Source organism: Variovorax sp. 05T418, from assembly GCF_056396385.1.
The window spans coordinates 151,793-165,705 of sequence record NZ_JBFTLJ010000009.1 but is presented as its reverse complement, the minus strand read 5'-3'; the positions used below and the strand labels follow the sequence as shown (position 1 = coordinate 165,705).

At 68.1% G+C, this 13,913-nt stretch carries 12 protein-coding genes; 9 read left to right on the top strand and 3 right to left on the bottom strand.

Translation table 11 applies throughout. The features are described from left to right. The first annotated feature begins 13 nt into the window (after positions 1-13). From AC1DMS_RS19250 to AC1DMS_RS19240, 3 genes are read left to right on the top strand one after another with little or no spacing between them, the layout of a single operon-like run. Positions 14-1,822 carry an ArnT family glycosyltransferase gene (locus AC1DMS_RS19250; RefSeq protein WP_478181627.1) on the top strand — a complete coding sequence of 603 codons (1,809 nt, stop codon included), beginning with the start codon at positions 14-16 and terminating at the stop codon, positions 1,820-1,822. Then, a complete protein-coding gene (locus AC1DMS_RS19245; protein WP_028256315.1) occupies positions 1,819-2,796 on the top strand; it encodes a glycosyltransferase family 2 protein in 978 nt (325 codons plus the stop codon). Before AC1DMS_RS19250 ends, AC1DMS_RS19245 begins: the two co-directional genes overlap by 4 nt. Then, the gene (locus tag AC1DMS_RS19240) at positions 2,793-3,200 is read left to right on the top strand and encodes a GtrA family protein (protein ID WP_012745339.1); all 408 of its coding nucleotides are present in this window, start codon (positions 2,793-2,795) and stop codon (positions 3,198-3,200) included. Before AC1DMS_RS19245 ends, AC1DMS_RS19240 begins: the two co-directional genes overlap by 4 nt. Before the next feature lie 12 nt (positions 3,201-3,212). On the opposite strand, the gene AC1DMS_RS19235 is transcribed toward AC1DMS_RS19240, so the two are convergent. The 3 genes from AC1DMS_RS19235 to AC1DMS_RS19225 are packed head-to-tail and all read right to left on the bottom strand — an operon-like array spanning position 3,213 to position 5,919. Then, complete coding sequence (locus tag AC1DMS_RS19235) at positions 3,213-4,412, bottom strand: amidohydrolase family protein (RefSeq protein ID WP_028256314.1); 1,200 nt, start codon at positions 4,410-4,412, stop codon at positions 3,213-3,215. Next, positions 4,358-5,128: a TetR/AcrR family transcriptional regulator gene (locus AC1DMS_RS19230; protein WP_049809389.1), complete on the bottom strand. Its 771-nt coding sequence runs from the start codon at positions 5,126-5,128 to the stop codon at positions 4,358-4,360. The genes AC1DMS_RS19235 and AC1DMS_RS19230 overlap by 55 nt, the downstream gene beginning before the upstream one ends. 17 nt (positions 5,129-5,145) lie before the next feature. Then, a complete protein-coding gene (locus AC1DMS_RS19225) occupies positions 5,146-5,919 on the bottom strand; it encodes a ferredoxin--NADP reductase (protein ID WP_028256313.1) in 774 nt (257 codons plus the stop codon). A 325-nt stretch (positions 5,920-6,244) separates the two neighbouring features. Here AC1DMS_RS19225 and AC1DMS_RS19220 point away from each other — a divergent pair, with 325 nt between their 5' ends. The 6 genes from AC1DMS_RS19220 to AC1DMS_RS19195 all read left to right on the top strand — a co-directional run bounded on the left by AC1DMS_RS19220 (position 6,245) and on the right by AC1DMS_RS19195 (position 13,445). After that, entirely contained in the window at positions 6,245-7,861 is a 1,617-nt protein-coding gene (locus AC1DMS_RS19220; RefSeq protein ID WP_028256312.1) for a hypothetical protein, read from the top strand. Between the two features lie 164 nt (positions 7,862-8,025). After that, the gene (locus AC1DMS_RS19215; protein WP_028256311.1) at positions 8,026-8,928 is read left to right on the top strand and encodes a UPF0280 family protein; all 903 of its coding nucleotides are present in this window, start codon (positions 8,026-8,028) and stop codon (positions 8,926-8,928) included. Positions 8,929-8,949: 21 nt separating this feature from the next. Further along, positions 8,950-9,591, top strand: a complete 642-nt coding sequence (locus AC1DMS_RS19210) for an amino acid synthesis family protein (protein WP_012745345.1) — start codon at positions 8,950-8,952, stop codon at positions 9,589-9,591. Positions 9,592-9,628: 37 nt separating this feature from the next. Further along, entirely contained in the window at positions 9,629-10,213 is a 585-nt protein-coding gene (locus tag AC1DMS_RS19205; protein WP_028256310.1) for an amino acid synthesis family protein, read from the top strand. A gap of 73 nt (positions 10,214-10,286) precedes the next feature. Next, the gene (locus tag AC1DMS_RS19200) at positions 10,287-11,492 is read left to right on the top strand and encodes an ABC transporter substrate-binding protein (RefSeq protein WP_012745347.1); all 1,206 of its coding nucleotides are present in this window, start codon (positions 10,287-10,289) and stop codon (positions 11,490-11,492) included. 24 nt (positions 11,493-11,516) lie between these two features. After that, positions 11,517-13,445 (top strand): ABC transporter permease, encoded by a 1,929-nt coding sequence (locus AC1DMS_RS19195; protein WP_028256309.1) that lies wholly within the window; start codon positions 11,517-11,519, stop codon positions 13,443-13,445. Positions 13,446-13,913: the final 468 nt, after the last annotated feature.

The window sequence follows — 13,913 nt, the reverse complement described above, 5'->3', positions numbered from 1 at the left end:
TATTCAGAAGCTGATGTTTGCCGCCGCGCACTATGCGGCACTGGCGGTCTTTGTGCTTGGCTGCTGGGGCTTCGGCCGCGCGCTGCTGGCGCGCCTGGCGCCGCCGCCGCGCCGGGACGCGGGGCTCGAGGCGGCCATGGCGGCGGCCCTGGGCGTGGGCCTTTTCATCTGCGCCTTCCAGCTGCTCGCGATCTTCGGCGCGTTCAAGCCGGGCGCCACCGTGGCGCTGATTGCCGCCGGCGTGCTGGCGGCCGCACTGCAGCTGCGGCCCTGGTGGCGCGAAGTGCGGGCGCTGCACGTCGCTGGTGCTCCCGCCGCGCCATGGACTCGCGCCGAACGGATCGCCGCCATCGCGCTGGCCCTGGTGGCGCTGCCCGCGCTGGTCGCGCCGCTCGCGCCGCCCGCCGCCTTCGACGAGCTGATGTACCACCTGCCCTATGCGCGGCAGGTGGCGCAGCAGGGCTCGCTGGGCATCCACGAGTGGCTGCGCTACCCCTGGTTCCCCTACAACTACAACCTGCTCTATGCGGCCGCGCTGCAGCTGGGCGACGACGTGCTGCCGCACTTCCTCAATGCGCTGGCCGGAGTGATTTCGGCGGTGATGGTCTACCGCCTCGGCATCCAGCATGCGAACCGGCTCACGGCCTGCATCGGCGCGGCCATCTGGATCGGCATCGGCGACTATTCGAACGCGCTGATCGACATGGGCGTGGCGCTCTTCGTGCTCAGTGCCTGCGTGGCGCTGTGGTGGTGGCGTGAATCAGAGCCGCTGCCGGGCGGCACGCGCTGGCTCGGGCTGGCGGCGTTCTGCCTGGGCGTGGCCGCGGGATCCAAGTACCAGGCGCTCACCTTCCTGCCGCTGGTGGCGCTGTTTGTGGTGTGGCACGAGCGCCGGCCCAAGGCCTGGGCGCTGGCGCTGCTCTGCTTCCTGGTCCCGTGCGTCTATTGGTACGCGCGCAACGCCATCATGACCGGCGACCCGTTCAACCCCATCGGCGCGCGCGTGTTCGGCTTCACCGACTGGATCCCGGCCGACTACGTGCAGCAGGTGGCCGACGTGCGCGACCATGCGGCGCGGCCCAACGCGCTGATCTGGGCCGTGTTCCTGGCACCGTTCAGCCTGCTGTGGAAGCGCTCGGCCGCGCTGCGCGCCGCGGGCTGGTTCTGCTTCTATTCGGTGGCCGTGTGGCTCTTGACTTCGCGCTATCCGCGCTACCTCACGGCCTCGTTCCCGCTGCTCGCGCTGATGGCGGCCATCGGCTGGCAGGTGCTGTTCGGCGCGATCGCTGCGGGCGTGCGCCGCGTCTTCGGGGCCAAGGGCGGGCCGGTGGAGGCCGCGCCTGCCGCCGCCGCACCCGCCGGACGCCTGGCCCTTGCCGGCGACTGGATCGTCGTGCTGCTGCTGGCCGCGCTGGCCGCGGTGTCGCTGCGCCAGACCGCGGGCAAGGTGGCGATGATCTCGCCCACGCCCGAAACCCGCGAGGCTTTCCTGCGCCAGCATGTGCCGGGCTATGCCGCCATGGACTACCTGCGCCAGCATGCCGACGGGCGCGTCTACCAGATCGCGCTGAACGAGGCGATCTACTACGGGCCCAATCCGATCTGGGGCGATACGCTCGGCCCGTGGCGCTACCGCGATTTCCTGCTGCTGCTTCCGGGCGACATGGCGCGCAAGCTGGCCGCCAAGGGATTCACGGCCATCGTCATGCCGACGTCGATGGTGCCCACGCTGGCCACGCGGCCCGGCTTCGACGAACATTTCGCCCTGCTGTACGAAAAAGACGGTGGCCGGGTCTACCGCATTCTCTCGACCGCACCATGATCGACGACAACCCATCCGCCGCCGCCCGCGCCCCGATCCGCATCGCGGCGGTGATCCCCTGCTACAACGAGGCGCTGTCGATCGCGCAGGTGGTCGCGCAGTTCCGCGCGGCGCTGCCCGAGGCCGAGATCCACGTCTTCGACAACAACTCGACCGACGACACGGCCGCCATCGCGCGCGCGAGCGGCGCCACGGTGACGCACGTGGCCGCGCCCGGCAAGGGCAACGTCGTGCGGCGCATGTTCGCCGACGTCGAGGCCGACGTGTACGTGACGGTCGACGGCGACGCCACCTACGACGTGGCCAGCGCGCCGCGGCTGGTGGATGCGCTGGTGGAGCGCAACCTCGACATGGTGGTGGGCTGCCGCGTCGACGATGGGCAGAATGCGCTCACCTACCGCGCCGGCCACCGCTTCGGCAACCGGCTGCTCACGGGCGCCGTGGCGCAGCTTTTCGGCGGCGGCCTGACCGACATGCTCTCAGGCTACCGCGTGTTCTCGCGCCGCTATGCCAAGTCGTTCCCGGCGCTCTCGCAGGGCTTCGAGATCGAGACCGAGCTCACGGTGCACGCGCTCGAGCTGCGCATGCCCCATGCCGAGTTCGACACCGCCTACAGCACGCGGCCCGAAGGCTCGCACAGCAAGCTCTCGACCTACCGCGACGGCTGGCGCATCCTGAAGACCATCTGCAAGCTGTTCATCAGCGAGCGGCCGCTGCAGTTCTTCTCGATCCTTGCGGCAGTGCTCGCGGCGGGCGCGATCGCGCTGGCCATTCCGCTGCTGCTCACCTACCTGCACACCGGCCTGGTGCCCCGGCTCCCCACGGCGGTGCTGGCGACCGGCGCCATGCTGGCCGCCATGCTGTCGATGGTGTGCGGCGTCGTGATGCACGCGATCCGGCTCGCCCGCCGCGAAGCCAAGCGGCTGCGCTACCTCGCGATACCCGGCGTCGGGCAGTTCCGCCGCAAGCCATGAAGGCCGGCCGCGAGTTCCTGGCGTTTGCGGTGGTCGGGGTCATCGGACTGGTGGTCGACGTGGCCGTGCTGTATCTTGCGGCGCCGCTTTTGGGCTGGTACGGCGCGCGCGTGCTGTCCTTCCTGGCGGCCGCCACCACCACCTGGGCGCTGAACCGGCGCTACACCTTCGCGGCGCGGCGCGCCCTGGGCGCCGCAACGCCGATCGTGCGCGAGTACCTCGGCTATCTCGCCACCATGCTGGGCGGCGCGGTCGTCAACTACGGCGCCTATGTGCTGGTGCTGCACTGGCTCGAAGGCCCGTGGGTGCCCGCACTCGGCGTTGCGGCCGGCAGCTGCGCGGGAATGGCGGTCAACTTCCTGGCCGCGCGGCACCTCGTCTTCAAGCCGCGGCGCAGCCCCTGAGCCGAAGGCGCCTCAGTGCGCCGCCGGCAGCACCACCGGGATCTCGGTCGCGGGCGGCGTGTTGCGGCTGCGGCCGCAGCGCACGATGCCGTCGATCATCACCATGCCCACGCCCGGGATGTCGCCGAGCTGCACGCTCTCGAGCAGGCCCGGCGCGGGCGAATGCTGCGCGCGGTCCATGAAGACGAAGTCGGCGTCGCGGCCCACTTCGACCAGCCCGCAGTTGAGCTTGCGGATCTTCGCCGTGTTGCCGGTGGCAAAGCAGAACACCAGTTCGGCCGGGATGTTTGCAATCGACGACAGCATGGCCACCATGCGCAGGATGCCCAGCGGCTGCACGCCCGAGCCCGCGGGCCCGTCGGTGCCGAGGATCACGCGGTGCGGGCACTTGAGCTCGAGCGCGGCCTTGGCCGCGGCAATGGCCACCTTCTCGTTGCCGTTGTGCACGATCTCGATCGCGCGCGAGCTCTTCTCGCACAGCTCGCACACATGCGCCTCGGGCAGCGAGGTGTGGCCGCCGTTGATGTGGCCGATGATGTCGGCGTCGGCCTCCAGCACCACGTCCTTGTCGATCAGGCCCGAGCCCGGGATCGACGGGCCGCCCGTGTGGATCGTGCTCTGGATGCCGTACTTGCGCGCCCAGGCCACCATCTCCTTGGCCTCGTAGCCGGCTTTCACCGAGCCCAGGCCCACTTCGCCGAGCAGGCCCACGCCGGCTTCGGCCAGTTCCTTGAAGTCGCTTTCGACCATGCCCTTCTCGATCACCGGCGCGCCGGCCAGCACCTTCACGCCGCCGGGGCGGAAGTTGTCGAAGGCGCGCTGCGCGGTGATGGCCAGCGCCTTCAGGCCCACGATGTCCTTGGGCCGGCCGGGCAGGTGCACCTCGCCGGCCGAGATCATGGTGGTGACGCCGCCGTGCATGGTGGAGTCGATCCAGCCGATCTGCCCCTGGCGCGGCGTCCAGTCGCCGAACACCGGGTGCACGTGGCTGTCGATCAGACCGGGCGCGACGCAGGTCTTCTTCGCGTCGATGACGGTCTGCGCGCCTTCGAGGTCGCAGTCCTTTTCCTTGCCGACCGCCACGATCAGGCCGTCGTTCACCACGATGGTGTCGGCGTCCAGGATGGGCTTGTCGATGTCGCCCGAGAGCAGCAGCCCTATGTTCTTGATGACGACCTTGCCCGACTTTGCGCCGGCTGCGATTTCTGCCATTTGGTGGTGTCCTCGTCGTGGGGTGGGGTGTGAGTGTCCTGCTCCTGCAGGTCGTCTGCGCGCACGGTGCGCAGCACGGTCTCGATCACGAAGTCTTCCCAGTGCGTGATCGCCTCGGGCGACTCCAGCGGCTCGCCGAGGAAGGCCGTGAGCGTGTGCCGGTTCGAGGTGTAGAAGTAGCCGGTGGACGCGATCAGCAGGTAGATGTCGCGCGCGTTCAGGTCGCGGCGAAACAGGCCCTGGGCCGCGCCGCTGGCCAGGATCTCGGCAATGATCGCCACCGCCCGCGACGAGTATTCGCGCGCCCGCAGCGACTTCGAGATGTGCCGGCCCTTGTGCAGGTTCTCGGTGTTCAGGAGCGTCACGAACTCGGGGTTCTTGCGGTAGTAGCCGAGCACGAAGCGGATCACTTCGGTGAGCGCCTCCACGGGCCGCGAGGCGTCCAGCGCAATGGCGGCCTCGGCGTCGTCCATGCGCTTGTAGATGCCTTCGAGCACCGCGATGAACAGGCCCTCCTTGCTGCCGAAGTAGTAGTAGATCATGCGGTCGTACGACTTGGCGGCCTTGGAGATCTTCTCCACGCTGCCGCCGTCGTAGCCGTACTTCGCGAACACCTTGGTCGCCGACTTCAGGATGCTGTCGCGCGTGGCCTGCGCCGCGGCCTCGCGCACGCCGGTGCGGCGCTGGGGCTTGGCGGCGGTGCGGCTGTCGGCCATCGTGCGCGGTGCCGGGCTTATTTTTCGGCGAAGGCGCGTTCGACGACGAAATCGCCCGGCGTCGAGGTGTTGCCTTCCTTGAAGCCGCGCTTCTCCAGGATGTGCTTCAGGTCCACCAGGAGGCCCGGGCTGCCGCACAGCATCACGCGGTCTTCCACCGGGTTGATCGGCGGCAGGCCGAGGTCGTCGGTGAGCTTGTTGGTCTCGATCAGGTCGGTGATGCGGCCCTGGTTGCGGAATTCCTCGCGCGTGACCGTCGGGTAGTAGAGCAGCTGCTTCTCGACCATCTCGCCCAGGAACTCGTGCTTGGGCAGGTGGTCGGTCACGAGGTCGTGGTAGGCCAGCTCGTCGACCTGGCGCACGCCGTGCACCAGGATGACCTGCTCGAACTTCTCATACGTGTCCGGGTCGCGGATGATGCTCATGAATGGTGCGAGGCCCGTGCCCGTGCCGAACAGGTACAGGCGCTTGCCGGGCAGCGTGTAGTCGATCAGCAGCGTGCCGGTGGGCTTGCGGCCCACGATGATGGTGTCGCCCACCTGGATGTGCTGCAGCTTCGAGGTGAGCGGGCCTTCTTCCACCTTGATGCTCAGGAACTCGAGATGCTCCTCGTAGTTGGGGCTCACGATGCTGTAGGCGCGCAGCAGCGGCTTGTTGTTGACCTTCAGGCCGATCATCGTGAAATGGCCGTTCGAGAAGCGCAGCGCCGGGTCGCGCGTGGTGGTGAAGGTGAACAGGCGGTCGGTCCAGTGGTGGACGCTCAGGACGCGTTCTTCGCTGAAAGCACTCATACGGAACTCAAGAGTTGGTTGGAACAGTGGAAGGTGGCTCGGCCGGAGTGCACGCCCATGGGGCATGCAGCCGCCGGCCGGCTGCGAACCCTCCATTGTCGTTGGTCGGAAAAACCCCGATGAACACCGCGAGAAAACACCATTGCAAGCATCGGGCCTGTTTGCTACATTGACCTCGAATGTAGTGAACGCAACATGAAAGTGTAGGGAATGCTACACAAACGGAAGGCGGTGCACAAGCGGGCAGGCGGCACGTTTGTTGCAACCCTCCGCTGACCGAGTTTCCCCGTGCCCGACCCGCATCACGCCCCACGAGATCGCCCCGATGACAGAACACACCAAGACAGACGGACTGCCCGGCATGGACATGCCGGTGGCCTTCGAAACCGGCGCCGGCGCCTTCGGCAAGGCGCCGCCGCGCAACGAGAAGATGAGCAGCGCCAAGGTCGAATGCAACGCCTGCCCGGTGCTGTGCCAGATCTCCGAAGGTCGCACCGGCGCCTGCGACCGCTATGCGAACAAGGAGGGCGTGCTGGTGCGCGTCGACCCGGTGCTGCTGCTGCGCCGCGAGATCGCGGGCGAGGCCCCGGTGCTGGTGCCCTTCGACCGGCCCGCCGCCGAGAAGGCCGAGGGCAGCGCGCCCGACTGGAACGGCGACCTGCTGCATGCCGACGAAGTCTTCGTGACCGGCGTGGGCTCGTCCACCACCTATCCCGACTACAAGCCGGCCCCGTTCATCGTCGCTTCCAAGGCCCAGGGCGTCGACATGGTCACCGTCGTCACCGAAGGCATCTTCAGCTACTGCAGCTTCAAGGTGAAGATCGACACCGACCGCTTCCTCGGCTCCGAGCAGGCCAATGTGCGCTACCGCGGCGAGGTGGTCGGCCATGTCACCACGGCCGAATACGGCTCGCAGATGCTCTCGCTGGGCGGCGTGCACCACCTCACCGGCGGCAGCAAGAAGGAAGGCCGCATGACGGCCGAGCTGATGCAGCTGCTGGGCAACAAGAAGGCCGTCGAGTGCACCATCGACGGCGGCTCCACGCTCGTCATCCAGGCCGGAAAAGCACCCGTCGTCAATGGCGTGGAAGAGCAGCGCATGCGCGTGGGCTGCGGCTCGGCGGCCGTGGGCATCTTCGCGCGCCAGTTCGCGGGCGTGGCCGACGAGGTGGTGGTGGTGGACGACCACATCACCGGCGTGCTCACGGAGCACCAGGCCGGGCGCTGCCTCGACATGGCGCCTTCGGGCATCCAGATGCTGGGGCGCAAGTCCACGCCGGGGCGCTACTTCCAGGTGGCGAACCCGGGCAACGGCTGGGGCGGCACCGACATCGCCGATCCGCTCTCGATCATCGAGGGCTGGGAAGAAGGCGTGGCGCGGCCGGGCCTGCGCCTCCTGATGACCTCGACCACCGGCGAGCATGCCCAGTGGTACGTGCTCGACGAGGCGCTCAAACCGGTCGAGCAGCCGATGCCGCCCGAGGTGCGCCGCATCGTCGAGCGCATCGGCGAGAACTGCGAACCATCGCTGTGCACCGTGCTGTTCCTCGGTGGTGCGGGCGGGTCCCTGCGCGCCGGCGTCACCGAAAACCCGGTGCTGCTCACGCGCGCCATCAAGCGTGCGCTCGTCAACGTGACCTGCGGCGGCGCGCCGGCCTATGTGTGGCCCGGCGGCGGCATCACCGTGATGGCGGATGTCATGCGCATGCCCGACAACAGCTTTGGCACCGTGCCCACGCCGGCCATCGTGGCGCCCATCGAGTTCAGCATGCGGCGCGACGACTACCAGGCGCTCGGCGGCCACATGGAACACATCTTCCCGCTCGAGCAGGCGCTCGCGCGCGGCGCCTGGCAGGAAGACGGCGCGCCGCTGGCGCGGCAATGGGTCGTCATCGACGAGGCCAATCCGTGGCCGCTCGGCCACCCACCCATGCTGGGTTGAGCGATGCCCACATCAATGTGCGCCGTGGCTGTTGCTCCTTCCCCTTCCGGAAGGCTGGGATGGGGGCGGGCAGAGCGCCCGATGGATGCGCCGCGTGCCCCCACCCCGGCCCTCCCCCGGAAGGGGAGGGAGAAACACCGCGCCGTCCCCGCGCCCTTGCTGCCATGACCGCCCAACGCACCGCGCTCGACGCGAGCCGCTGGCACTTCAACCATGGCCCGATCGACATCGTGGCCGAGGCGCATGGCGACCCCTACGCCGTTGCGGCCGCGCACGACGCGGCCTGGGCGCGCTTCGGCCATGTGCTGGACGAGCTGGTGCGCGAGCTGCCGCTGCTGCGCCGGCCCGTGACCGAAGGCATGCGGCCGCGCGGCGTGGTCGGTGCGCGCATGTGGGATGCCTGCGCGGCGTTCTCGCCGATGTTCATCACGCCGATGGCGGCGGTGGCCGGCTCGGTGGCGCAGGAGCTGATCGCGTTCTACGACCGCCCCGGCATCGAGCGCGCCTGGATCAACAACGGCGGCGACATCGCGCTGCACCTTGCGCCGGGCCATTCGGCGCGCGTGGGTGTCTATGCCGATCTCGCACGCTTCGACTGGCAGGACAGCGGCATTCTCGCCACCGACGGCCAGTTCGAAATCAGCGCCGCACAGCCGGTGCGCGGCGTGGCCACCAGTGGCTGGCGCGGGCGCAGCTTCTCGCTGGGCATTGCCGACAGCGTGACGGTCCTGGCCGCCACCGCGGCCGAGGCCGATGCAGCCGCCACCGTGATTGCCAACGCCGTCGACGTGGACGATGCCGCCATCCGCCGGCGCCCCGCCAGCGAATGCAAGGACGATAGCGACCTGGGCGAGATGCTCGTCACGGTCGACGTGCCGCCGCTTTCGCCTGCGCAGGTGAAGAGCGCGCTCGACACCGGCGCCGTGTGCGCCAAGGTGCTGCAAAAAGAAGGGCTCGCCTGGGCCGCTCTGCTCGTTTGCCAGGGGCAGTGGCGACTTGTCGAACCCTTATGCTCGAAGTCGCTGGCCAGCGCGCCGGCCGATGCAGTTGGTTCAGTATTTGCTTAACGAAAAGCAAGGTTCCTTTCCATGATCGATATACGCCGCGTCTTCACCCATGTCGAGCACATCCACCACGAGTTCGGCCCGCGCGCCGCAACGCCGCTGGTGCGCGGTGCCATCGGCGCGGTGCTGGCCAATCCCTTCGCGGGCCGCTACGAGCCCGACATCCTGCCGATGATGGCGCTGCTCGACCCGGTGGGCGTCGACATGGCGCACAGGCTGCACGCCGCCATGGACGTGCCGCTCGAGCAGATCGCCACCTACGGCAAGGGCGCCATCGTCGGCGCCGCCGGCGAGCTCGAGCACGGCGCGCTCTGGCACGTGCCCGGTGGCTATGCCATGCGCGAACTGCTCGGCTGGAAGGGCGACCGCGCGGCCTACACCGCGGGCAAGGCGGAAGAGAAGACCGGCCAGCCCGGCAATGCGCTGTCCATCGTGCCCTCGACCAAGAAGGTCGGCCCGCCCGGCGCCGCGCTCGACGTGCCGCTCACCAACATCAACGCCAGCTACGTGCGCGGCCAGTTCGACGCCATCGAGGTGCGCGTGCCCGGCGCGCCGGCGGCCGACGAGATCGTCTTCATCCTGGCGATGAGCACCGGCTACCGCGTGCATGCACGCGTGGGCGGCCTGCTCGCCAAGGACATCAGCAAATGGGACGGCCTGCGCTGACCTGATGAACAAGAGACACGAAGAAGGAACACAAGACATGACCGCCAACATCCGCAAGCTCGTCGTCCAGGTGGACGAAACCCGCAAGGAAATGGGCCGCGATATTTCGCCGCCCACGCGCCGCGCCGTCGCCATTGCGGTGATCGAGAACCCCTACGCGGGCCGCTTCAGCGAGAACCTCGACGAGCTGATCGCCATCGGCGAAGAGCTTGGTGCGCTCTTGGGCCAGAAGGCCGTGAAGGCGCTGGGCATCGAGCCCGGCCAGGCGCAGAGCTACGGCAAGGCCGCCATCGTCGGCGAGAACGGCGAACTCGAGCATGCCGCTGCCATCCTGCATCCCAAGCTCGGCGCACCGCTGCGCGTGGCGGTCGAAAAAGGCGCGGCGCTGGTGCCCTCGGCCAAGAAGCGCGGCACGCTGGGCACGGCCATCGACGTGCCGCTCGGCCACAAGGATGCGGCCTTCGTGCGCAGCCACTTCGACGCCGTCGAGGCGCGCGTGTCCGACGCGCCGCGCGCCAACGAGATCGTGGTGGCCGTGGCCGTCACCGACAGCGGCCGTCCGCTGCCGCGCATCGGCGGGCTGCAGGCCAGCGAGATCAAGGGCGAGGACGGGCTGCGCTGAATCCGTCCATCGCCGTTCGCGCGCCCCTCCATCCCCATTGCTTTTTCCTCTTTTGATTCCAAGGAGTTTCCCCATGAACCCATTGCGTCACGTCTTCAGCGCCGCGGCCGTTGCCACGCTGGCCACCGCCCTCGTTCCTGCCCATGCCCAGGGCGTGATCAAGATCGGCGAGGTCAACAGCTACAAGGCGCAGCCCGCCTTCCTCGAGCCCTACAAGAAGGGCATGGAGCTGGCCGTGGAAGAGATCAACGCCAAGGGCGGCGTCAACGGCCGCAAGGTCGAGCTCATCACGCGCGACGACAACGCCAATCCCGGCGACGCCGTGCGCGTGGCCGAGGAACTGGTGGCGCGCGAGAAGATCGACGTGCTCACCGGCACCTTCCTCTCGAACACCGGCCTGGCCGTGGCCGACTTTGCCAAGCAGAAAAAAATCTTCTTCCTGGCCGGCGAGCCGCTGACCGACAAGATGACCTGGCAGGGCGGCAACGAATACACCTTCCGCCTGCGCCCCGGCACCTACATGCAGGCCGCGATGCTGGTGCCCGAGGCGGCCAAGCTCAAGAAGAAGCGCTGGGCCGTCGTCTACCCCAACTACGAATACGGCCAGTCGGCCGTGGCCGCGTTCAAGACGCTGCTGAAGGCCGCGCAGCCCGACGTCGAGTTCGTCGCCGAGCAGGCGCCGCCGCTCGGCAAGGTCGATGCGGGTGCCGTGGTGCAGGCGCTGGCCGATGCCAAGCCCGATGCGGTCTTCAACGTGCTGTTCGGCGCCGACCTTTCCAAGTTCGTGCGCGAAGGCAACACCCGCGGCCTGTTCAAGGACCGCACGGTGGTGAGCGTGCTGACCGGCGAGCCCGAGTACCTCGACCCGCTCAAGGACGAAACGCCCAACGGCTGGATCGTGACCGGCTACCCCTGGTACGGCATCCAGACGCCCGAGCACAAGGCCTTCTTCCTGGCCTACCACGCCAAGTACAAGGACTACCCGCGCCTGGGTTCGGTGGTGGGCTACAGCATGATCAAGTCGGTGGCGGCCGGCATCGACAAGGCCAAGAGCACCGAGACGCCGAAGCTCGTCGCCGCCTTCAAGGGCCTGCAGGTCGACACCCCGTTCGGCAAGATCAGCTACCGCGCCGAAGACCATCAATCCACGATGGGCGCCTTCGTCGGCAAGACGAAGAACGAGAACGGCAAGGGCGTGATGGTCGACTACACCTACTTCGACGGCGCCAAGTTCCAGCCGAGCGCCGCCGACGTGAAGAAATCGCGCGCTGCCGACTGACCTTTTTCCGGAACGCTTGCACCCATGAGCCTCTCGTCCCTGCTGCTTCAGTTCCTCACCGGGCTGTCGTCGGCTTCGTCGCTGTTCCTCGTGGGGGCCGGCCTTTCGTTGATCTTCGGCGTCACGCGCATCGTCAACTTTGCGCATGGCTCCTTCTTCATGGTCGGCATCTACCTTGCCTACACACTGGTCGACAAGCTCGGCACGCTCGGCTTCTGGCCGGCCGTGCTGATTGCCGCGCTGGCGGTGGGCGTGATCGGTGCGCTGATCGAGATGGTGCTGCTGCGCCGCATCTACAAGTCGCCCGAGCTGTTCCAGCTGCTGGCCACTTTTGCGCTGGTGCTCGTCATCAAGGATGCGGTGCTTTATTTCTGGGGGCCGGACGAATTGCTCGGCCCGCGCGCGCCGGGCCTGTCGGGCTCGGTCGACATCCTGGGCCGGCAGTTTCCGACCTACGACCTGTTCCTGATCGTGGTCGGTCCGGTGGTGCTCGGCCTCATGTGGCTGCTGCTCACGCGCACGCGCTGGGGCACGCTGGTGCGCGCCGCCACGCAGGACCGCGAGATGGTCAGCGCGCTGGGCGTGAACCAGGCCTGGCTGTTCACGGCGGTGTTTGCACTGGGCGCCACGCTCGCGGCATTGGGCGGTGCGCTGCAGCTGCCGCGCGAGCCGGCCACGCTGGCCATGGACCTCAACACCATTGGCGCGGCCTTCGTGGTGGTGGTGGTGGGCGGCATGGGCTCGATTCCCGGCGCGTACGTGGCGGCGCTGCTGCTGTCCGAGATCAAGGCGGTGTGCATCTGGCTTGGCGTGGTCGAGATCTTCGGCTACAGCGTGTCGTTCTCCAAGCTCACGCTGGTGGTCGATTTCATCGTGATGGCCATCGTGCTGGTGTGGCGCCCCTGGGGCCTGCTCGGCCGCCCGCAGGCGCCCAGCCGCTACGTGGGCATGCAGGAGGAACCGCTGCGGCGCGCGAGCAAGGGCTACCTGTGGCTCGTTGCCGCGCTTGGCGTGGCGCTCATGGCGATGCCGCTGCTCACCGCCGATTCGCCCTACACCACGGTGCTGATGATCGACCTGCTGATCGCGGCGCTGTTCGCGGCCAGCCTGCACTTCATCATGGGGCCGGCCGGCATGCATTCGTTCGGCCATGCGGCCTACTTCGGGCTCGGTGCCTATGGCGCCGCCTTGCTGGTGCGCGCAAGCGGCATGCCGATGGAGCTTGCGCTCGTCGTCGCGCCGCTGGTGGCCGCCATCGGCGCGTTCGTCTACGGCTGGTTCGCGGTGCGGCTCTCGGGCGTGTACCTGGCGATGCTCACGCTGGCCTTCGCGCAGATCACGTGGGCGGTGGTCTACCAGTGGGATTCGTTCACCGGCGGCAGCAACGGGCTCACCGGTGTGTGGCCTTCGGAGTGGCTGTCGGACAAGCGCACCTATTACTGGCTCACGCTGGTGCTGGTGGCCGCGGGCATCCTGATGCTGCGCCGCGTGCTGTTCTCGCCGTTCGGCTATGCGCTGCGCGCGGGGCGCGATTCGGTGCTGCGGGCCGATGCGATCGGCATCGACGTCAAGCGCATGCAGTGGACGGCCTTTGTCATTGCGGGTGCGGCGGCGGGGCTGGCCGGGGCGCTCTATGCTTTTTCGAAGGGCAGCATCTCGCCTGAAAGCCTGAGCGTGGACAAGTCGGTGGACGGGCTGGTGATGGTGCTGCTGGGCGGTATCCAGACGCTGGCGGGGCCGGTGGTGGGGGCTGTCACTTTCAGCTGGCTGCATGACACGGTGGCGCGCAATACCGACTACTGGCGGGCGACGCTGGGGGCGATCATCCTGCTGCTGGTGCTGCTGTTTCCGCAGGGGATTGCTGGGTTTGCGAAGCAGCTCAGTGAACGCTTGCTGCGGGGGCGGCGTCGGCGTTCGGAAGTGGATGTTGCCTTGACGGAGAGGCGGACGTGAAGGGCGGTTGTCTTTCGTTCTTTGGGGGTTCTTTTTTTGGCGGGGGCCGGGTCTCGCCCCGGCGGGCGACCTACTTTTCTTTGCTTCGCCAAAGAAACGTAGGCAAAAGAAAGGCGACCCTACTGTCTGCGTCCCTCCGCTTCGCTGCGGGCAACCTGCGGTGCTCGATTACGGCGGGGGTCCGCAGAACTCGCTCCACTGCGTTCCGCTCAAACAGCTGCGGCCCTGATCCCGCCCCCATCTGCGCTCCTCGGCGCATACAGAAGGGGTGGGAGCGGGCGGCCTTCGCTTCGCTCGGCCCCAAGACCAACAGCCAATACCAACAACCCAATCCAATCCCAACCACCACGGCGCGCAGCGCCGCGGTGGCCTGGTGGCCGAGCGAAGCAAAGGCCCGTTCGGTATCCAATCCCCTCTGTATGCGCCGAGGAGCGGAGTGTTTCGCGGATCAGGGCTCGCCCTTGTTTG

Bases quoted from the DNA above. Each gene is read 5' to 3' on its own strand.
- AC1DMS_RS19220 (WP_028256312.1), top strand. From the start codon at position 6,245: ATGACAGAACACACCAAGACAGACGGACTGCCCGGCATGGACATGCCG.
- AC1DMS_RS19240 (WP_012745339.1), top strand. From the start codon at position 2,793: ATGAAGGCCGGCCGCGAGTTCCTGGCGTTTGCGGTGGTCGGGGTCATC.
- AC1DMS_RS19250 (WP_478181627.1), top strand. From the start codon at position 14: ATGTTTGCCGCCGCGCACTATGCGGCACTGGCGGTCTTTGTGCTTGGC.
- AC1DMS_RS19195 (WP_028256309.1), top strand. From the start codon at position 11,517: ATGAGCCTCTCGTCCCTGCTGCTTCAGTTCCTCACCGGGCTGTCGTCG.
- AC1DMS_RS19215 (WP_028256311.1), top strand. From the start codon at position 8,026: ATGACCGCCCAACGCACCGCGCTCGACGCGAGCCGCTGGCACTTCAAC.
- AC1DMS_RS19235 (WP_028256314.1), bottom strand. From the start codon at position 4,412: ATGGCAGAAATCGCAGCCGGCGCAAAGTCGGGCAAGGTCGTCATCAAG.
- AC1DMS_RS19230 (WP_049809389.1), bottom strand. From the start codon at position 5,128: ATGGCCGACAGCCGCACCGCCGCCAAGCCCCAGCGCCGCACCGGCGTG.
- AC1DMS_RS19200 (WP_012745347.1), top strand. From the start codon at position 10,287: ATGAACCCATTGCGTCACGTCTTCAGCGCCGCGGCCGTTGCCACGCTG.
- AC1DMS_RS19245 (WP_028256315.1), top strand. From the start codon at position 1,819: ATGATCGACGACAACCCATCCGCCGCCGCCCGCGCCCCGATCCGCATC.
- AC1DMS_RS19205 (WP_028256310.1), top strand. From the start codon at position 9,629: ATGACCGCCAACATCCGCAAGCTCGTCGTCCAGGTGGACGAAACCCGC.
- AC1DMS_RS19210 (WP_012745345.1), top strand. From the start codon at position 8,950: ATGATCGATATACGCCGCGTCTTCACCCATGTCGAGCACATCCACCAC.
- AC1DMS_RS19225 (WP_028256313.1), bottom strand. From the start codon at position 5,919: ATGAGTGCTTTCAGCGAAGAACGCGTCCTGAGCGTCCACCACTGGACC.